Genomic DNA, 18,857 nt, shown 5'->3' with positions numbered 1-18,857 from the left:
GATTGGGTTTGGACCCTAAGGGAATTGGAGTCGGGAAGCATTGACGATGCTTCCTCTGTGTACCGCTCCATGGTGGCCGGAGGGCGTGGTTTTTCCGAATATAATGTCTGGATTGACCATTGCGATGATAGGATAAAGATAAATCAAAGGCTTGATTGCATTAGAGACGAATTGTGGGATATTTTTAAATTTTAGCTCTTCTTGTTAAAAGCCGACAATTTATCGTGGCAGGTCGATAATGTCTGCCAGCGCGCGTTGCATGCACTGTTCGGCTTGAGCGGCCAACGCCGATAGCGCGCTGAGTCCGAACTCTGGGGCTGCACGCGCACCGCCTGCGCGCTGCTGCGCGAACGCGGTGGCAGCGATGTTGGCGCGGAAGGCGAAACCACCCCCTTCGCGCTGCTCTTCCCAGGACAATGGGAGGATGCGGGAATCGGGCTGCACTATAATCTCAACCGCTATTACGATCCCGAAACCGGCCAGTATCTGTCGCCCGACCCGATCGGCGTCGATGGCGGCCTGCGTACCCGCGCCGCTCAACGACGTTATCGGCCGCCCCCTAGGCGTCGATGCTACGGCTGGCAACGTCAGCGACGTGAAAGCGGCGCCTGCGCTCCTCGAACGGGCCGGGCGCATGCGCTACCACCTTGCCTTATCATGTTCCCCACAGGCCAGCCGGCACACGATCGGCCTGTCGCAAAATCTCTGACCATCTCGACGGAAAGATGAGGCTGCTGCATCTTGGATGAAGAAGGGGGGGGCGCGTGCATTCGGATCAGCTTGTCGCCTGGGTCGGCCGTTACATCCTGCCGCATGAGCGGCAGTTGCGTGTTTGGCTGCGCGCGGCGTTCCCGGCTGTCGACGTGGATGACGTGGTGCAGGAAACCTATTGCCGGATCAGCAGGCTCGACGGGTTCGCCCATATCGACGACCCGCGTCGTTACTTCTTCCGCGCCGCGCGCAACGTCGTGCTGGAGCAGATCAGGCGCGAGCGGGTGGTCAGCATCGATGCGGCGAGCGGTCTGGCCGAGCTGGACAATGCACCCGACCTCTCCCATTCGCCCGAGGAAATCGTCGCCGAACGGCATATGCTGGCCCGCATCGAGCGGCTGATCGATGCACTGCCCGACCGGGCGCGGCAGATTTTCCGGTTGCGCAAGATCGACGGTATGGCGCAGCGTGACATCGCGATGCGGCTGCATATCCCTGAAACCGTGGTGGAAAATGACGTTGCGCGCGGGCTGAAGCGGATTCTCGATCAGTTGAGCGAGGAGGAAAAGGCCGAGCTGCCGATCCGCCGCCGCGACCGTCCGAACGCACGTGCGACCCGTCACGAAACGGGAGGCTGGCGATGATCGACGACATCGCCTGTCGCTGGGCCGCCGCCATCGACCGGGGCCTGGACGGCGACGAGGATGCCAGGCTGGCGGCTTGGCTGGACGAGGATTCGCGGCACCGGGGGGCTTTGCTGCGCGCCACGGCGGCGCTGGGGCTGCTCGATCGGGTGCGTGCCTTGTCGGGGCGATCCGACGAAGGGGAAGGGCGGGCGCAAGAACGCGATCGACGGCATTGGCGACGATGGGGCGGCGGCGCGATGGCGGCCGCGCTCGTTGCCGGGCTGGGCTTTGGCGTGTGGCCGGACAGGGCGGAGCGGATCGATACGCGGATCGGCGAGATCCGGCGGATGCCGCTGGCCGATGGATCGGTCGCACTCGTCAATAGCGGCACGACCCTGCGCGTCGCCTTCACGCCCGTCGAGCGACATATAGACGTGAACAAGGGCGAGGCCTGGTTCCAGGTCGCGCATAATCCGAAACGCCCCTTCGTGGTGGCGAGCGGCCCTTATCGTGTCCAGGCGGTCGGTACGGCGTTCGATGTCCGGCGGGAGGGCGACGCTGCTCGTGTCGTGGTGACCAAGGGGGTGGTTAAGATCTGGTCGGTCGATAGCGCCGATCCGCCGCGCCGCGTGGCGGCGGGCCAGTGGGCGGTGTTGAAACCGGGCCGTATGGCGGTGCGGGCCATGGAGCCGCAGGCATCGGACCAGCAGTTGGCGTGGCGGGAAGGGCGCATCGTGCTGGACGACATGACGCTGGGACAAGCGGCGGCGGAGTTCAACCGCTACAATAACGATCAGTTGGAAGTCGCGCCGCAGCTGGCCGGGCGGCGGGTCGTGGGCTGGTTTCGTATCTATGACGTCGATGGATTCGCCGCCGCCAGCGCGGCGATGGTCGGCGGCCGGGTCGAGCGCCGCCAAGTTCCGGGCAAGGGCGATGTGACCCGCATTGTTCTCCAGTAAAATCCTTTTAAAAAATTTCTAACCGCACCGACGGAAACGAAGCGGCCGCGCATCCTTGGATCAGCGCCATATGAAGCGCGTCAAGAATTCCAGGGAGGGGTGTCATGCGCAGCCAGATTCTGACCATTCCGTTCGTGTCGATGGTGGCCATTGCCGCCGGGATCGCGTCGCCCGCCGTCGCCGCGCAGTCGACGGTTCGCAACTTCGACGTTCCACGCCAGCCCGCGACCACCGGCCTCGTCCGCTTCGCCCAGCAGGCCGGTATCCAGATTCTCGCCCCCAGCGACGTAACGCGTGGGCAGACGGTCTCGGCGGTCCGGGGGCAGTTGAGCATCGAGGAAGGCCTGAAGCGGCTGATCGCGCCCAGCCGCCTGCGTCTGGTATCGTTCGACGGACGCACGGCGGTGATCGGTGCGGGGGCTCCGGCGAAGCCCCGGACGGTCGCTTACGTCGCGCCGCAGGATGGCGGTATGGCGCCAGGCAGTGCGCAGGCAGCGGCTGCCGGTGCCGCGTCCCCGGACGAGACGGCGCAAGCCGATGCGGGCGCGCAGAGCGAGATCATCGTCACCGGCAACACCTCCGATCGCCGGACTCTGTTCAACTCCTCGTCCAATGTCACCCTGGCGAGTGCAGCGGACCTGCTGCGCAAGGCACCGCGCTCGACCGCCGAGACGCTGGAACTGGTGCCCGGCGTCTTTGTCGAAGGCACGGCGGGTCCGATCTCGAACAACTATTCGGTGCGCGGCCTGCGCGGGGGCGGGCAGACGTTCATCACGCTGGAAGAGGATGGCATGCCGATCCTCTATGGCGGCGGCGGTGCGGATTTCTATTTTCAGAACGACATCACCATCAACCGGCTGGAAGCGGTCGAGGGTGGTACGTCGGGCGTGCTGGCCCCCAATGGCGCGGGCGCGACGATGAACTTCATCTCGTTGAAGCCCGACCATGACAAGGCGACGGCGATGGTGCGTTACACCGGCACCACTTATGGCGACCTGCGTGCTGATGGCTATTTCTCCGCGCCGATCGCGGATGGCTGGGCGTTCAACGTTGGCGGCTATGTCACTTCGCAAAAAGGCGTTCGTCGTACGCCGTTCACCTTCAACGCCTATGACGTGAAGGCGATGCTGGAGAAGAAATTTGCGGGTGGCGGCTTCGTCCGCTTCACCGTGAAGCATGGCGACAAGCATTTCCCCTATTATGCGGACATGCCGTTCCGGGTGGCGGCCGACGGCACGATCAGCAGCGTGCCCGGCCTGGACCTGAAGCGTGACGATGCGGGTGGGCGCGGCTTCACCCAGTTCCTGGTGCCCAACGCGCCCGCCACCGGTGAGAGCCTGCGCCGGTTCAGCTCGGCCGAGGGCGTTCATGTGAAGGCCAATACCTATCGCATCGATGTCGAGGTGCCGGTCAGCCCCAGCCTGCGTCTGTTCGGTCGCGCGCGCTATCTGGACGGGTCCTATGATTTCAACGGCATCTTCCCGGGCAGCGGCTCGGGAACCGCGGGCCTGACCTCAGCGCTCAACTATCTGACGCCGGCGTCCTCGCCCTTGGCCGGGCTGACCCCGCTTCAGGGTTCACCACTGACCTATTTCCAGGTTGCGGCGCTCCGCTTCCCCGGCGTCGCGCAATATGGCCTGCGCAACATCCGCACTGGGCAAGTGATTGCCGCGTCGAACACCGCCGCTCTCAACGGCCTGAACGGCAATGGCCTGCTTCAGCAGACGGTGCTCAACCATCAGACGTTGACGACCAAGGACTTCGGCAGCGATTTCGGCGCGAAATGGGATTTCGGCGGCGGCAATATCGACAACTCGCTGACCGTCGGCGGCATGGTCTATAATGTCCGTCGTTCCAACAACCAGTCGGCGGTCGCGACCGTGCTGAACGACGTGCGCAACGATTCCAACGTCTATGACATGGTCGCGCTGAACGCAGCGGGCGGCGTGCTGGGGTCGCTGACCAACAACGGCATGGTCAATTACGGCAATTGGGGGCAGGGCCTGTTCAATGATGAGGTGACGTCGCTGTCGGCCTATTTCAATGACGAACTGACCATCGGCGACCGGCTGCACATCGACTTCGGCGCGCGTTACGAGCATCAGCATGTTCGGGTCGACATCGGCAACAGCGCCGCCGTCAACGCCGCCGTGCCCGCAGGCACGCCGGGCCTCTACGACAATGTCGGTAGCACGTTCAAAGGCACCTATACCCGCCAGACCGCCAATTATTCGGACTGGGCCTATACGGCGGGCATCAATTACGAGCTGACCGATCATGTCGCGCTCTATGTGCGCGGTGCGCACGGTTTCCAGACCAATGGCGGCGATACCGGCGGCACCCATGCGCCGTCCGGGCTGACGCTGTACGAAGGCGGCGTGCGGTTCAAGGCCAACGGCTTCAACGCCTCGGTCATCGGCTTCCGCACCGAGTTCCGCGACCAGTCCTATCAGTTCATCAACCCGGCCAATCCGGCGCAGGCGAGCAACGCGCTGGCGGACAACTTCACCAATGGCGTGCAGTTGGATGCGACGCTCCGCCCGGTCGAGTTCTTCAGCCTGAACGTGCAGGGCGTCTATCAGGACCCCAAGCTCAGCAACCTGCGCTTCAACGGCGTCGCCCAGCCGCAATATGACGGCAACACGCCGGAGCGTACGCCCAAGAAGCTGCTGACTGTCACCCCGTCCTTCGTCCTGCCCGGCGGGCTGGGTGAGATTTACGGGCGGTACAAATATGTCGGCAAGATCTTCGCCGACAGCGGCAACGGCATTGCGCTGCCTGCATACGGGGTCTTCTCGATCGGGGCGAGCATCGACGCCACGCCACGCCTGAACCTGTCGGTCAGCGTCGACAACCTGACCGATGTGAAGGGCTTTACCGAGGGCAATCCGCGTCAGGGTCAGACACAGACGATCGTGGATGGTTACTTCTACGGCCGCGCGATCATCGGTCGCAATGCGCTGTTCAGCGCGACGCTGAAGCTGTGAGGAGGAAGGCGGGGTTGCGGCTGTCGCTGGGGCTGGCCGTCTTGCTGGGTCTGACCGGCGCGGCACCGGTCGAGCATTATGCGTTGCGCGAGGGGCTGAACATCAACAGCTTCACGCGCTCCGGCCCGGTCGCGGCGCATGTCGTGCTGCGATCGGGCAAGCAACCCCGCCTGCTCGTCGCCTTTCCGGCGGGTAATAGCGGCACCGCCCTGTGGTTCGAGCCGCTGGCCCGGGACGCGGAGTGGCGGCTGGATGGAGAACCGCAGCCGGTTACGCTCAGCGATGCCAAGGGGCGACCGCTCCACGGCGTGCGTTTTACCGTGACGATCGATGCGGCGCGCCTGATTCCGCGTCAGGCCGTGCTGTCCAGCATCCGCGTGATCCGCGATTATCAGGCGCTGGGCACCGCCCCCGCCGAGGTGCTGACCCCGCCCCGAACGACCGCCGACACGATCCGCTGGTCGCGCGACCGGCTGGATGGGGCGGCAGGCTATGACCTGTCGATGACCGTCACGGACGGGCGGATCGAAGGCGGTGCGATCCTGGCGGGGCAAAACGGGCGGATACGCTTTACCGTGACGGCCTTGACTGGCGAGACGCCGCTGATCCCGCGCGCGGGGGCGGAACTTCTCAACGGCAAGGCACAGCCCGATCAGGGCGCGCGCAACGCGCTGACCTTCCTCAGCTATGCCGAGAAGTTCCTGGCGGGTTCGTGGCGGTTCGATACCTATTTCGGGCGCGACACGCTGATGTCCGTCCGTCTGCTGATGCCCGCGCTGCAGCCGGCGGCGGTGGAAACGGGTCTGTTCTCGGTCTTGGCGCGCCTGTCGCCGCAGGGCGAGGTGGCGCATGAGGAGGATATCGGCGAGTTCGCGATCCTCGACCACCGCAAGGCCGATGGCAGCTCGTCGGACGCGCCGGTCTATAACTACAACATGGTCGACAGCGACTATATGCTGGCGCCGGTCGCGCGGGCGTGGCTGCTCGACGATTCCCGGGGGCGGGCGCGGGCGGCGGCATTTCTCGCCCGGCGGGTGGATGGCGAGACGCTGGGCGCGCGGATGGTGCGCAATCTCCGCTTCGTCCTTCGCCAGGCGCAGCCCTTTGCCCGCGATCCGGTTGCCGCACGCCTGATCGCGCTGAAGCCCGGCATGGATGCGGGCGAATGGCGCGACAGCAATGACGGGCTGGCGGGGGGGCGTATTCCCTATGACGTCAACGCCGTGCTCGTGCCCGCCGCACTGGATTCGGCGGCGGCCCTGGAGGCCAGCGGGCTGCTCCGGCCCTATCTCGCCGCCAGCGATGCCAAGGCGTTTGGCGAAGCGCGGGCGGTGGCCGATATCTGGCGGACCAAGGCGCCGCCGCTATTCGACGTCACGCTGTCCCCTGCTGAGGCGCGTCAGGCCGTCAGCCGCTATGCCCGGATGATCGGTGTGCCGGACGCGCCCGCGCTGGCGGCGATCGGCACGGCACCGGTCCGCTTCCCGGCGATCGCGCTCGACGCGCAGGGGCGGTCGATCCCGGTGCAGAACAGCGATCCCGGCTTTGCGCTGCTCTTCGCCCGGCCCCCGGCCGACGCGCTGAGGGTGATGGCAAGCGGCTTTACCGATGCCTTCCCGGCGGGCCTGCGAACGGGCGTCGGGATGCTGGTCGCCAACCCGGCCTTTGCCGACGCGGCGATCCAGCGCCGATTCTCGCCCAACGCCTATCACGGGACGGTGGTGTGGAGCTGGCAACAGGCGCTGGTCGCGGCGGGACTGGCCCGGCAGCTGGAGCGGCGCGATCTGCCCGCCGATGTCCGCGCATCGCTTGCTCGCGCGCAATCCTGCCTGTGGGACGGGATCGAGGCGACGCGCAGCGTGCAAAGCTCCGAGCTATGGTCGTGGCGCTATGCCGATGGCCGCTACCAAGTCGTGCCCTTCGGTGCGGCGGGTGCCGATGTCGACGAGTCCAACGCGGCGCAATTGTGGAGCACCGTCTATCTCGCGCTGCGTCGCCCGGCGGGGCAGGCGGTCGCCTGTTCGGCCCGTTGATGCTCGCAGGCACGGGGTTGATCGGCTAGGCTGGCGACCATGACGGACAAGCGCATTCGCCGGATCGTGATCCTGGGCGGGGGAACGGCGGGCTGGATGACGGCCGCCGCCCTGTCGCGCGCGCTGGCGGGGCAGGGTGTCGCCATCACGCTGGTCGAGTCCGATGCCATCGGCACGATCGGCGTCGGCGAGGCGACGATTCCCACCATCCACTGGTTCAACCAGATCATCGGCTTGGACGAGCGCCAGTTCATGGCCGAGACCCAGGCGACGGTGAAGCTCGGTATCGAGTTCGTCGGCTGGAACGGGGAGGGGAGCCGCTATTTCCACCCCTTCGGCACCTTCGGTCCCCCGGGTGACGGGGCGATGTTCCTCCACCGCCTGATCCGCGCGCGCGCCGATGGCGACCTTGCGCCGACCGAGGCCTATTCACTGACCGCGCAGGCGGCACGCGCGGGGCGGTTCGCGCGTCCCGTCGCCGATCGTCGCTCGCTGCTGTCGACGCTGGGCTATGCCTATCATTTCGACGCCGGGCTCTATGCGCGCTATCTGCGCGGATTGGCCGAGCGGGCCGGGGTGACCCGTATCGAGGGCGTCGTCGCGTCGGTGGAGCAGGACGGGGAGAGCGGTTTTGTCCGGTCGCTGACGCTGGACGGCGGGCAGGCCGTGGCGGGTGACCTGTTCATCGACTGTTCGGGGCTGCGCGCGCTGTTGATCGGCCAGACGCTGGGTGTCGGTTTCGACGACTGGTCGCACTGGTTGCCCTGCGACCGGGCCTGGGCGGCGCCCAGCGCGGCGGAGAGCGATCTCACGCCCTATACCCGTGCAACCGCGGCCGAGGCGGGGTGGCGCTGGCGCATTCCGCTCCAGCACCGGGTCGGCAATGGCTATGTCTTTTCCAGTCGCTTCCAGGACGAAGAGGCCGCACGTGCCTCGCTCATCGCCGCTATGGACGGCCCGCCGCTCGCCGACCCCCGCCTGATCCGCTTTACACCCGGCATGCGACGCGAGGCGTGGCGCGCCAATGTCGTCGCGATCGGCCTGTCCAGCGGTTTCCTCGAGCCGCTGGAATCGACCAGCATTCACCTCATCCAGAGCGGTATCGCCAAGCTCCTGTCGCTGTTTCCGGCGGCCGATGGCTCGCCCCTGCTCGCTCGGCAGTTCAATCGGGTGTTCGGGCAGGAAATGCTCGACATACGCGATTTCCTGATCCTGCATTACCACGCCACCACCGGCCGCGACGAACCCCTGTGGCGCGAGCGACAGGCGATGGCGATCCCCGGCACGCTGGCGGAGAAGCTGGGGCATTTCCGAAGCTCGGGTCGAATCGTCCTGTCCAGCGACGAACTGTTCCGCGACGCCAGCTGGTTCGCGGTGCTGGACGGCCAAGGCGAACGCCCCGGCGACCATAATCCGCTGATCGAGGTCTTAGGGGCGGAAGATAATCTGCGCCAATTGGCCGCGCTGAGAGCGGAGATCGCGAAGACGGCGGCGGCCATGCCGCCTCTCCCAGGCCGTCGGTCTGCGAGTGCATAGCGGCGACCCATTTTCGGGAGGCCGAAAGGCGCTGTTGGTCCTGACATTGTCTTCCAACAGCGTGGAAGATGTTCCCGCAGCACATGACCCCGACCCTGAGTCTTTAGGACGCGGCCGCGAGAGGCCGACAACCTATACTCGGCGAAGCTGTGGCTGGTCAGCAGCGGAACGGCGGGCCGTATGCCCGTCGCATGTGCCGGCGCAAAATCAATGAATTTGGTGCGGCAAATCCCACCGACCGATCCAGCAAAAAGCGCAGTTATCTGCGGCTGGTGACCCCTACGAGAATCGAACTCGTGTTTTCGCCGTGAGAGGGCGACGTCCTAACCGCTAGACGAAGGGGCCGTGTGCAGTGGAGCGGCGCTGTTAGCCGCAGGGGGCGGGGGCGTCAAGCGCTGGACCCGAAGAAATCGCATTTCTCGAAAAAGGGCGGGGTGACCGTGCTGCCGTCCCGCCCTTGGCCTGGGTCAGGCGGCGGCCTTGCGGCGTTCCGCCATTTCCTCGTTGAGCATTTCGGCGAGCAGGAAGGCCAGTTCCAGGCTCTGGCCCGCGTTGAGGCGCGGGTCGCAATGCGTGTGGTAGCGGTCGGCCAGCGACTGCTCGGTCACGTCGATCGCGCCGCCGGTGCATTCGGTGACGTTCTGGCCGGTCATCTCGGCATGGATGCCGCCCGCATGTGTGCCCTCGGCACGGTGGACGGCGAAGAAGCCGCGCACTTCGGCCAGGATGCGGTCGAAGGGGCGGGTCTTGTAGCCGGTCGCCGCCTTGATCGTGTTGCCGTGCATCGGGTCGCACGACCAGACCACCGGATGCCCCTCGCGCGTCACCGCGCGGACGAGCTTGGGCAGGTGCGCCTCGATCTTGTCATGGCCGTAGCGGGTGATGAGCGTCATGCGGCCCGGCACGCGGCCAGGGTTCAGCGTATCGAGCATCCGCAGCAGCGCTTCGGGCTCCAGGCTGGGGCCGCACTTCACGCCGATCGGGTTGCCGATGCCGCGCAGGAACTCGACATGCGACGAACCCTCGAAGCGGGTGCGGTCGCCGATCCACAGGAAATGGGCCGAGGTGTCGTACCAGTCGCCGGTCAGCGAGTCCTGCCGGGTCAGCGCCTGCTCATAGGGGAGCAGCAGCGCTTCATGGCTGGTGTAGAAGCTGGTCTGCGCCAACTGGGGCACCGAGGACGGGTCGATGCCGCACGCGGCCATGAAGTCCAGCGCTTCGCCGATCCGGTCGGCCATCTCGCTATACTTTTGCGCCCAGGGGCTGCGGCCCATAAAGTCATGGGTCCAGCGGTGCACCTGGTGCAGGTTCGCATAGCCACCCTGCGCAAAGGCGCGCAGCAGGTTCAGCGTCGCCGCCGACTGGGCATAGGAGCGCAGCATCCGCTGGGGATCGGGCACGCGCGCTTCGGGGGTGAAGGCGATGTCGTTGACATTGTCGCCGCGATAGCTGGGCAGTTCCACGCCGCCGACGACCTCGGTATCGGCCGAACGCGGCTTGGCGAACTGGCCCGCCATGCGGCCCAGCTTCACCACCGGCAGCTTGGAGGCGAAGGTGAGGACGACCGCCATCTGCAGGATGACGCGGAAGGTGTCGCGGATATTGTTGGCGCTATGCTCGGCAAAGCTCTCGGCACAGTCGCCGCCCTGAAGCAGGAAACCCCGGCCCTCGGCCACTTCCGCCAGCTCGGCGGTCAGGTTGCGCGCCTCGCCCGCAAAGACCAGCGGCGGATAGGTCGCCAGCGTCTTGGTCGCGGCGTCCAGCGCATTCTGGTCGGGATAACGGGGAAGCTGGCGCGCTTCGGCATTGGTCCAGCTTTCGGGGGCCCAGTTCGCGGCCATGATCGTCCTGCTCTTTCGTCTTCTGGTATCGGAGGATCGCCCATGCGCCCAATTGCGCCCATACGCAATGAAGTTGGCGTTTAGGGCGGCCAAGTCGCGTATATTGTTGCGTGTGATACCGGATTGCGCTCGGACGCACAGGATTGCGGCAGGCGGCTTTGCGGTTCCTACGGGGAGCGGCTAGCAGGGGCCGTGATGTTGCGCGCACCTTTCCTCTCCTCGGCGATCGTCGCCCTGTCCGCCTTTTTGCTGGCCGTGCCGGACGTTTCGCCCGCCGCCGCGCCGATGGTCGCCGAAAAGAGCGACGATACGGCGCTGTTCGGGGCGATGCGGGATGCCGACCTGCGCCTGGGCAGCATCGCCTGGCGATTGGCGACGGCCAATGCGGCCATCTGTCGCGAGCGCGCCCCGACGCCCGGCATCCTGATCCACGCGATCGACCAATATGACCCGGCGGTGCGCAAGGAGCTGCCCGCGATCTTCGGCTTCGAGGGGCCGATCGCGGTCGAAGCGGTGGTGCCGGGCAGCGCGGCGGCGCGGGCGGGAATCGTCGCGAACGACACGATCGAGGCGATCGACGGCAAGCCGCTGGTGTCCAATCCGGCGGGGGCGGCGCAGGCGAACACGGCGACTCGCGACGCCGCGCAGCGCCAGTTGATGGCCGAGCCCGCCGATCGACCGCTGCATCTGACCATCCTGCGCCAGGGCCAGAAGCGGGAGGTGACGGTCGCGGCGCAACCGGGATGCCGTTCCCGCTTCGAGATGCTGATCGGGCCGGGCCTGACCGCGTCGGCGGACGGCGATATCGTCCAGATCGGGTCGCGCTTCTTCGAGCGGTTCGACGACCGGATGATCGCGGTCGTGGTCGCACATGAATTTTCGCACAATATCCTGCATCATCGCGACCGGCTGGATGCAGCGGGGGTGAAGCGCGGGATGCTGTCCGAATTCGGGCGCAACGGTCGCCTGTTCCGCCAGACCGAGACCGAGGCCGACCTGCTGGGCGTCCATCTGATGCGCAATGCCGGTTACGACCCGCAGGACGCGGTGCGCTTCTGGCGTGAGCATGGCGGAGAGGTGGATGGCGGCATCTTCCGCAGCCGCACCCATCCTTCCTCTTCCGCGCGGGCCGATGCCGTGGCGGCGGAGATCGCCGCGATCCCGGCGGGGTCACCCATTCCCTATCATCCGCCGCTGATCGACCAGGCTGGCATTGCTCTACGTTAAGATGTTGCCAGACATCGGAAAAAGGACTTTTTGTTTAACGAACTCTTTTGAAATAGGCCGGTAAAACTCGATCTAGTCGTGGCCGTCCGGGCCTGCGCGATGTCGGGGGTCACCATGTTCTCAAGCTTGCCCATCCCAAAGAAACTCGGGTTATCCTTTGCGGCGGTCATCCTGTCGGTTTCCGTCATGAGCGGCGTTTTGTGGTGGGCTCTCTCGCGGATCGAGTCGACCACCGTCAAAAGCGCGGTGGCGCAGGAAATCTATACCCATACGCTGGAAATGGAGGATGGGATTCAGCGCGAGAACAGCCAGATGCGCGGGTTCCTCATCACCTTGGACGAGGCGTATCTGAAGCAATATTATTCGTCGCGCGAGGCGGAAGTAGAAGCGGCTGGCAAACTCGACGCGCTGCTGGTCGATGATCCCTCGGCACGTGCCCGCGTCGCGCGTTCGCATGAGAACATGCAGCGCTGGCGTCGTACGATCGGCGATCCGCTGATCCGACGAGCCCGCACCGACCGGGACGGCGCGCAGACCTTTGTCCGCAACAATAGCGAGCAGGTGCGGGTGACGGCGGTGCTTCAAGGGCTTCGCGACGTGCGGGCCGAAGTCGTCGAGCAAATTGCCGGGATTCGCGCGGCGCGCAACAATGCGCTGCGGACGGGCCAGTGGAGCTTGCTGGTCGGTGGCGTGGTGCTCATCGGTGTTGCGACCGCGATGGCGATGCTGCTGGCGCGTTCGCTCGGGCGGCCGATCGTTCGGCTGACCGGCGTCATGGAAGAGCTGGCGCGTGGCCGTAACGATGTGGCGGTTCCCGATGCCGATCGCGGCGACGAACTGGGCAGCATGTCGCGCGCGGTGGTCGTGTTTCGCGAAGCGGCCATGGCCAAGGCCAAATCGGATGCCGAGCAGGACCAGGTGGTCGCTCGCATCGGCGATGCGCTGGGCCAGCTTGCCCATTCCGATCTGACGGTCAAGCTGACCGGCTTTCCGGCGTCCTATGGCGCGATCGAGCGCGACTTCAACACCGCCGTGTCGCGCCTGTCGGCGGCGCTGGCGACCGTGCGTGTCAATGCCGCAGGAATCGCGAGCGGCACGGTCGAAATGAACGAGGCCGCCGACGATCTGGCCCGCCGCGCCGAGCAGCAGGCCGCCAGCATCGAGGAAACGTCGGCCGCGATGAACGAGATCGCGCAATCGGTCACTGCCGCCGCCGCCAAGGCGCAATCGGCGGAGAGCATTGTCCGCAAGGCGAGCGACGATGTGGCGAATAGCGAGGATATCGTGCGTCGCACCGTGTCAGCGATCGGCGATATCGAACGCTCCTCCAGCGAAATTGCCGAGATCATCGCGGTGATCGACGGCCTTTCGTTCCAGACCAATCTGCTCGCCCTCAACGCCGGTGTCGAAGCGGCGCGTGCGGGCGATGCGGGCAAGGGCTTTGCGGTCGTCGCCTCCGAAGTCCGGGCGCTGGCCGAGCGCTCGGCCGAGGCGGCGCGCGACATCAGTTCGCGCATCACCACCACCGTCGAGCGGGTGCGTAGTGGCGTCGAACTGGCCAGCAAGACCGACGAGTCGCTGCGCCTGATCGCGACCGGCATGGGCGAGATCGCCGGACTGGTCGGGGCCATAGCGGGCAGCGCGACCGAACAGGCGACCAGTATCCAGCAGGTCAATCTGGCCATCAACGACATGGATGGCGTGACCCAGGCCAACGCCGCGATGGTCGAGGAAGTCACGGCCGCCGTCCGTGCCCTGTCGGGCGAGACGCGTTCGCTGGAGGAGCAGATCAACCGTTTCCGGGTCGACGGCGCGGCTCCGGCTCCGGTTGCGCCGGTCGTGGACATGCGTCGCCCGGCCACGTCTCCGTCCGCCACGCCTGCCTCCGCCGCACCGCGCCGGATCAGCCGTCCGGTTCAGGGCAATCTGGCGGTCAAGGCGGACGAGGACGATTGGAGCAGCTTCTGATCCGCGTCCGACCCGGGGGCATTCTCGCCTTTCAGCCCCTTTTTGGGGCGACAGGGACGGACGGGTCGCCAGCGCACTTGTAACGCGCCCTTGGCCGGGGCAAGCGGCGCGGCATGGATATCCCTGCACGCTATGCCGATTTCATCCAGTGGATCGGCGACGGAACCGGCATGGCCGACAGCCTGCTTCATGTTCATGCGGGCATGGCCGTGTTGTTCCTGGCGCGCATCGTGACCCGCCGGTCTTTGGCGACGCCGATCCCGCTCGCCTTCGTCGCGCTGGCCGAGGCGGCGAACGAGGTCCTCGACCGGATGCATTATGGGTCGTGGCGCTGGGCCGATACGCTGGGCGACATCGCCAACACCATGTTCTGGCCGACCGTGCTGTTCATCGGTCTGCGGATGCGCGGCCCACGCGGGCGGCGCTGACGGGCCGGAGGGCTTTTAGCCCTCCGGCAATACCGGTTTCCAGTCCCAGCCCAGCGGATCGCCGTCCATCACTTCGACCCCGGCAGCGAGCAGCGTGTCGCGAATCGCGTCGCTCTTGGCGAAGTCCTTGTCCGCCCGGGCTGCGCGACGCTCGACCAGTTGCGCCTCGATCTCCAAATCGTCCAGCGTCGCTGTCTTGGGCCGGGTACGCAGATCGGCACGGGTCAGCGTTGCCAGTTGCAGCCCCAGCGTCGAATCGAAATCGGCCAGCGCCGCCAGCCGGACGCCCGGCGATAGCTTCTTGTCGCCCAGCATCTCGTCCAGCACCGGCAGCGCGCGGGGCGTCGCCAGATCGTCCGACAGCGCGGCGTCCAGCCGCTCACGATAGGCGGCGGCGTCGCCCTTTTCGGGCGAATCGGCGCGGGTGCGCAGCCCTTCGACCGTCTGGACCAGCCGCTTGAGTCGCACCTGCGCAGCGGCCAGGCCATCCCAGCCAAACTCCATTTCCGAGCGATAATGCGCCTGAAGGCACATCAGGCGGTAGGCAAGCGGGTGGAAGCCGCGATCCATCAGCGCCTGCAGCGTCAGGAACTCGCCTGACGACTTGGACATCTTGCCGGTGCGGTCGACCAAGAAGTTGTTGTGCATCCAGATATTGGCGCCACTGTGCGCCGTGCAGCTATGCGCCTGGTTCTGCGCGATTTCGTTCGGGTGGTGAATCTCGCGGTGGTCGATGCCGCCGGTATGGATGTCGAACTGCGCGCCGAGATATTGTTTGCTCATCACCGAGCATTCCAGATGCCAGCCGGGCGCGCCGGGCCCCCAGGGGCTGTCCCATTCCATCTGGCGATTCTCACCCGGCGCCGAACTGCGCCAGATGGCGAAGTCGGCCGGATGCCGCTTGCCCGCGACGGGATCGATTCGGCTTTCGCCCTCATCATCCTGATGTCGTGCCAGGCGGCCATAATCGGGCACGGTGGTGACATCGAAATACAGGCCGTCGGGCAGGCGATAGCAGTGCTTCGCCTCGATCGCCTTGGCGAAGTCGATCATCTGCGGGACATGCTCGGTCGCCAGGGGGAAGCGGGTCGGCTCGGCAATGCCCAGATCGCGCAGATTCTGCTTGAAGGCCGTCGTGTAATGCGCGGCGATCGCCCAGATATCCTGGCCGCTCTTCTTGGCCGCGGCCTCCATCTTGTCGTCGCCCGCGTCGGCGTCGGAGGTCAAGTGACCGACATCGGTGATGTTGATGATGTGGGTCAGCGGCCAGCCCTTCCACCGCAGCACGCGCGACAGCGTGTCGGTGAAGACATAGGCGCGCAGGTTGCCGATATGCGCGTAGTTGTAGACGGTCGGGCCGCAGGAATAGATGCGGACATTGGCCGGATCGATCGGCCGGAACGGCTCTGCGGCGCGGGTCAGGCTGTTGTACAGGATCAGCGGGATGCTGGACGAGGGAGCGGTCGCGGTCATGCCGCCTGCCTTAGCCATGTCGGATGCGACCCGAAAGAGGGCCCCGGTCCGGTTGAAGGCGGACCGGGGCTGGCACGATGACAGGGGAGGCACCGCGCCCTTTCGTTCCTGCCTCCTGAAAGGGGCGAAGAACATGTCAGGGTGTCCGGCATACGGGAGTTAGCCGGACACCGATGCTTCTACGGTGGTCTGCCTCTCCACAGCATGACCAGCGGATGACAACGCCATTCGGTTCGGTGCGTTCGGCGGGTAGCGGCGAGGCGGAGCGAATTGCGATGGAGCGGGTTGTCATCGGCCGGTCACGCTGCTAGGAGCGCCCGACGATGCGGCCACAGTTGTTCTGCGGCCGCTTTATCCTGTTTTGCCGGAGCAATTCGTTTTTATGCAGATCATCGTTCGCGACAACAATGTGGATCAGGCCCTTCGCGCGCTCAAGAAGAAGCTGCAGCGGGAAGGCGTGTATCGCGAAATGAAGCTCCGTCGCCACTACGAAAAGCCGTCGGAAAAGCGCGCTCGTGAGCGTGCGGCAGCCGTGCGTCGCGCCCGCAAGCTGGAGCGCAAGCGCGCCGAGCGCGACGGCGCCCGGTAATAAGCCGAACGATCGGGGCCTCCCGCCTGACGGCCGTATCGGCCGGGGCGGGGCCACGATCAGATCGGTGGCCGGTCCGCATTGTCGCGAATCGGTCCTGCGCCTTCAGGATTGCCGTTCGGGGTAATCCGACGAACGCCCACGCACAGAGCGAGAAGCAGGCATGTCCGTAACCGCTGTTCCCCTTCGTCCCGTCCGGCGTTCCTATCTGGTCTGGATATGGGTGGCGGTGGCCGCCGCGCTCGTTCTGGCGGCGCTTCTGGCGCGCCAGGGTGACCCCGCTCTGTTGCGCGAAGCGCGCGGCAGCGGAATCGTGACGACCGCGTCGGGGCTGCAGTATAAGGTGATCGAGCCCGGTCAGGGCGGTCCGCATCCGACCGCGACCGACGTGGCGCTGGTCAATTATACCGGCCGCCTGATCGATGGCACGGTCTTCGAAGCCTCCAAGCAGCCCGCGCCGATGCCGCTGTCGAGCGTGCTGCCCGGCTTTGCCGAAGCGCTGAAGCTGATGCCGAAGGGAGCGAAGTACCGCTTCTGGCTGCCCGCCAAGATCGGCTATGGCGATCGTGCGAACGGCCCGATCCCGGCCAATTCGACGCTGGTGTTTGATGTCGAGTTGCTCGACTTCATCCCCGAATCAGTTCTGCGGCAGATGCAGGCGCAGCAGTCGATGATGGGCGGCATGCCCGGTGGGGCTCCTGGCGGCGCACCCGGCGCGCCGTCGCCCCGCTGATCGCGGCCAGCCGCCAAGACTTCTCGATCTAATAGGATCGCCGGAGCCCCACAGGGTTCCGGCGATTTTGCTATGTCCGGTATCTTGCGATGGGGTTGCCGGACGCTGGTGTCTCATTCGTGAGATGGGCGATGCGCGGCGGCGCTCTTGGCGCTTCCACACTGCACTGCATGGCGTCTTGAGTCGTCTGCGAAGTCCTCAGGCGCATCTGTAAATCGGGTGGCAAGGCGTCTGGGTATGGGGGCGGCTGGCAAGGACTAGTGAGGCGCATGTCAGTGTCTGATGAGCGGCCCATTCAAGCTCTAATCGACAATAGGGGTGTGGCGATCCAGACAGGCTATTCCGCGCGGGTGATCGGAGGCTGGCACGTCTGGTATGGCGAGAGATATCGCGGCGGGGGGCGTTCCCCAGTTGGGGTTCTCCTCAAGTAAATGGGCAGAGTAGGTTTGCCTCGCTTTGAAGGTGAGGGCGGCCGCCACAACGCCGGGGACTGGTCGCGGAATAGGAAGTCTCAACCGCGACGGGTGCATACTAACCGATCTTCGCAGGGCAAAAAAATAGCGGCCCGAAGGCCGCTATTCCTTTCGGCCGTGAGGCTGAAGCAACTTAGTTGCTGTCGGGCGAGTCGTTCGAATCGGCAACAACCACGATGCCGGCCACGACGGCAGCAGCCGCCAGAACCGCAACGAGGATGCCGCCGCCGGCCAGGCCGTTCTTCTTGGCGGCAGGAGCCGAAGCGCGAACCGACTTCGAAACCGAAAGGCTGGCAGCCGGATTCGCAGCCATCGCCGGAGCGACGGTCATCGAAACGGCGGCAGCGGCGACGAGAAACTTCCCAAGACGCATGTCGAACTCCCTTAAAAATGTCAGTGGGCCCATGGCACGTCAGCCGCGACATGGCAACCCCACCAACGAGCATGGGGCAGTTATGCTCCCACACTGATGCGGCAATGCAACATTACTTTACCGCTTTGCGGCTATACTGAGCTTTGCCGCAAAACGGAATGCCCCGCGACACGTTTCGCCTTGGTAAAGACCCATCAGGTGGAAAAAACGTGACGGTCGGTATTCTCCAGCATCAGCGCGGTCAGGCGGTCGCTGTGATAGGCGCCGGTGTCGATGCCGATGCGATGGGGCAGCATTTCTGCCTCTTCGGCGACCGTATGACCATGGACGACCATCTTCTCGAGCGGCGCCCGGTGGTCGAGAAAAGGATCGCGGATCCAGCGTGTTTCGGCCAGCTTCTGCTCGGCGATCGGAATGCCGGGGCGAATGCCTGCATGGACGAAGACATAATCGCCCATGATCAGGATTTCCCGGAGGCTGGTCAGGAAGTCGCGATGTACCGAGGGCACCCGATCGAGCAGTTGCTCGACGACCTCGGCATAGTCCAGCCGCTCATAGTCCTCGGGCGTGACGCCGTAACTGATCAGCGTTTCGCGCCCGCCGATTCGACAGAAGAGGCGCAGTGCCTTGTCATCGCCCTCGATGGACCGGAGGAATATCTCCTCGTGGTTGCCCATCAGGCAGTGAACATGCGGATCGCCTTCGGCCAGCGTGCGAATCCGTTCGACTACGCCTGCGGAATCGGGGCCGCGATCGACCAGATCGCCCAGGAACACCAGATGACGCTCCGCAGGCGGCCGGGCGGCGTGATCAGCGTCGATCTGCATCAGAATCCGGTTGAGCAGGTCCAGCCGACCATGAATGTCACCAACCGCGTAGACCCGCAGGCCGGGTGTCATG

General features: G+C 65.6%; 17 protein-coding genes and 1 tRNA gene. 12 read left to right on the top strand and 6 right to left on the bottom strand.

The window, feature by feature from the left end; genetic code table 11:
• On the top strand, positions 1-195 hold a 195-nt coding region (locus SB4_RS20185; protein ID WP_206597981.1), incomplete at its 5' end, for a hypothetical protein.
• Positions 196-219: 24 nt separating this feature from the next.
• Here SB4_RS20185 and SB4_RS20275 read toward each other — a convergent pair.
• The gene (locus SB4_RS20275; RefSeq protein WP_058751461.1) at positions 220-540 is read right to left on the bottom strand and encodes a hypothetical protein; all 321 of its coding nucleotides are present in this window, start codon (positions 538-540) and stop codon (positions 220-222) included.
• Here SB4_RS20275 and SB4_RS20575 point away from each other — a divergent pair.
• The 6 genes from SB4_RS20575 to SB4_RS03665 all read left to right on the top strand — a co-directional run bounded on the left by SB4_RS20575 (position 433) and on the right by SB4_RS03665 (position 8,852).
• Positions 433-729: an RHS repeat-associated core domain-containing protein gene (locus SB4_RS20575; protein WP_420893875.1), complete on the top strand. Its 297-nt coding sequence runs from the start codon at positions 433-435 to the stop codon at positions 727-729. The two genes, SB4_RS20275 and SB4_RS20575, sit on opposite strands and share 108 nt — an antisense overlap.
• 35 nt (positions 730-764) lie before the next feature.
• On the top strand, positions 765-1,355 hold the full coding sequence (locus tag SB4_RS03685; protein WP_241488462.1) for an RNA polymerase sigma factor: 591 nt from the start codon (positions 765-767) through the stop codon (positions 1,353-1,355).
• The gene (locus tag SB4_RS03680; protein WP_058751460.1) at positions 1,352-2,296 is read left to right on the top strand and encodes a FecR family protein; all 945 of its coding nucleotides are present in this window, start codon (positions 1,352-1,354) and stop codon (positions 2,294-2,296) included. The genes SB4_RS03685 and SB4_RS03680 overlap by 4 nt, the downstream gene beginning before the upstream one ends.
• Positions 2,297-2,400: 104 nt before the next feature.
• Positions 2,401-5,283, top strand: coding sequence for a TonB-dependent receptor (locus tag SB4_RS03675; RefSeq protein WP_058751459.1), 2,883 nt, complete (start codon positions 2,401-2,403; stop codon positions 5,281-5,283).
• A 14-nt stretch (positions 5,284-5,297) separates the two neighbouring features.
• Complete coding sequence (locus tag SB4_RS03670) at positions 5,298-7,316, top strand: hypothetical protein (RefSeq protein WP_241488461.1); 2,019 nt, start codon at positions 5,298-5,300, stop codon at positions 7,314-7,316.
• Positions 7,317-7,355: 39 nt separating this feature from the next.
• Positions 7,356-8,852 carry a tryptophan halogenase family protein gene (locus SB4_RS03665; protein WP_058751457.1) on the top strand — a complete coding sequence of 499 codons (1,497 nt, stop codon included), beginning with the start codon at positions 7,356-7,358 and terminating at the stop codon, positions 8,850-8,852.
• Positions 8,853-9,122: 270 nt separating this feature from the next.
• Here the strand turns inward: SB4_RS03665 and SB4_RS03660 are convergent.
• Positions 9,123-9,197: transfer RNA gene (locus tag SB4_RS03660), tRNA-Glu, on the bottom strand.
• Positions 9,198-9,319: 122 nt separating this feature from the next.
• A complete protein-coding gene (locus tag SB4_RS03655; RefSeq protein WP_058751456.1) occupies positions 9,320-10,693 on the bottom strand; it encodes a class II 3-deoxy-7-phosphoheptulonate synthase in 1,374 nt (457 codons plus the stop codon).
• Between the two features lie 195 nt (positions 10,694-10,888).
• Here SB4_RS03655 and SB4_RS03650 point away from each other — a divergent pair, with 195 nt between their 5' ends.
• From SB4_RS03650 to SB4_RS03635, 3 genes are all read left to right on the top strand, one after another.
• Positions 10,889-11,920 (top strand): M48 family metallopeptidase, encoded by a 1,032-nt coding sequence (locus SB4_RS03650; protein ID WP_082669936.1) that lies wholly within the window; start codon positions 10,889-10,891, stop codon positions 11,918-11,920.
• Between the two features lie 186 nt (positions 11,921-12,106).
• Positions 12,107-13,888, top strand: a complete 1,782-nt coding sequence (locus SB4_RS03640) for a methyl-accepting chemotaxis protein (RefSeq protein WP_058751454.1) — start codon at positions 12,107-12,109, stop codon at positions 13,886-13,888.
• Positions 13,889-14,001: 113 nt separating this feature from the next.
• A complete protein-coding gene (locus SB4_RS03635; RefSeq protein ID WP_058716737.1) occupies positions 14,002-14,316 on the top strand; it encodes a hypothetical protein in 315 nt (104 codons plus the stop codon).
• A gap of 15 nt (positions 14,317-14,331) precedes the next feature.
• On the opposite strand, the gene cysS is transcribed toward SB4_RS03635, so the two are convergent.
• Positions 14,332-15,789: a cysteine--tRNA ligase gene (gene cysS / locus SB4_RS03630; protein ID WP_058751453.1), complete on the bottom strand. Its 1,458-nt coding sequence runs from the start codon at positions 15,787-15,789 to the stop codon at positions 14,332-14,334.
• 382 nt (positions 15,790-16,171) lie between these two features.
• On the opposite strand from cysS, the gene rpsU reads away from it, so the two are divergent.
• Positions 16,172-16,378, top strand: coding sequence for a 30S ribosomal protein S21 (gene rpsU, locus SB4_RS03625; RefSeq protein ID WP_007404630.1), 207 nt, complete (start codon positions 16,172-16,174; stop codon positions 16,376-16,378).
• Positions 16,379-16,541: 163 nt separating this feature from the next.
• Complete coding sequence (locus SB4_RS03620; RefSeq protein ID WP_058716739.1) at positions 16,542-17,111, top strand: FKBP-type peptidyl-prolyl cis-trans isomerase; 570 nt, start codon at positions 16,542-16,544, stop codon at positions 17,109-17,111.
• A gap of 606 nt (positions 17,112-17,717) precedes the next feature.
• Here SB4_RS03620 and SB4_RS03615 read toward each other — a convergent pair.
• Both SB4_RS03615 and SB4_RS03610 read right to left on the bottom strand, forming a co-directional pair.
• Complete coding sequence (locus tag SB4_RS03615; RefSeq protein ID WP_058716740.1) at positions 17,718-17,957, bottom strand: hypothetical protein; 240 nt, start codon at positions 17,955-17,957, stop codon at positions 17,718-17,720.
• 194 nt (positions 17,958-18,151) lie between these two features.
• Entirely contained in the window at positions 18,152-18,856 is a 705-nt protein-coding gene (locus SB4_RS03610) for a metallophosphoesterase family protein (protein ID WP_241488460.1), read from the bottom strand.
• Between the last annotated feature and the right edge of the window lies 1 nt (position 18,857).

This window comes from Sphingomonas sanguinis, from assembly GCF_001476905.1.
In the GTDB taxonomy this organism is placed as follows: domain Bacteria; phylum Pseudomonadota; class Alphaproteobacteria; order Sphingomonadales; family Sphingomonadaceae; genus Sphingomonas; species Sphingomonas sanguinis_B.
This window is presented reverse-complemented; position numbering and strand designations above follow the sequence as displayed.

What these genes read in the sequence shown, in the direction of transcription:
- SB4_RS03640 (WP_058751454.1), top strand. Translation starts at nt 12,107, where the DNA reads ATGAGCGGCGTTTTGTGGTGGGCTCTCTCGCGGATCGAGTCGACCACC.
- cysS (WP_058751453.1), bottom strand. Translation starts at nt 15,789, where the DNA reads ATGACCGCGACCGCTCCCTCGTCCAGCATCCCGCTGATCCTGTACAAC.
- rpsU (WP_007404630.1), top strand. Translation starts at nt 16,172, where the DNA reads ATGCAGATCATCGTTCGCGACAACAATGTGGATCAGGCCCTTCGCGCG.
- SB4_RS03680 (WP_058751460.1), top strand. Translation starts at nt 1,352, where the DNA reads ATGATCGACGACATCGCCTGTCGCTGGGCCGCCGCCATCGACCGGGGC.
- SB4_RS03615 (WP_058716740.1), bottom strand. Translation starts at nt 17,957, where the DNA reads ATGCGTCTTGGGAAGTTTCTCGTCGCCGCTGCCGCCGTTTCGATGACC.
- SB4_RS03650 (WP_082669936.1), top strand. Translation starts at nt 10,889, where the DNA reads ATGTTGCGCGCACCTTTCCTCTCCTCGGCGATCGTCGCCCTGTCCGCC.
- SB4_RS03635 (WP_058716737.1), top strand. Translation starts at nt 14,002, where the DNA reads ATGGATATCCCTGCACGCTATGCCGATTTCATCCAGTGGATCGGCGAC.
- SB4_RS03665 (WP_058751457.1), top strand. Translation starts at nt 7,356, where the DNA reads ATGACGGACAAGCGCATTCGCCGGATCGTGATCCTGGGCGGGGGAACG.
- SB4_RS03610 (WP_241488460.1), bottom strand. Translation starts at nt 18,856, where the DNA reads ATGACACCCGGCCTGCGGGTCTACGCGGTTGGTGACATTCATGGTCGG.
- SB4_RS03620 (WP_058716739.1), top strand. Translation starts at nt 16,542, where the DNA reads ATGTCCGTAACCGCTGTTCCCCTTCGTCCCGTCCGGCGTTCCTATCTG.
- SB4_RS03675 (WP_058751459.1), top strand. Translation starts at nt 2,401, where the DNA reads ATGCGCAGCCAGATTCTGACCATTCCGTTCGTGTCGATGGTGGCCATT.
- SB4_RS03655 (WP_058751456.1), bottom strand. Translation starts at nt 10,693, where the DNA reads ATGGCCGCGAACTGGGCCCCCGAAAGCTGGACCAATGCCGAAGCGCGC.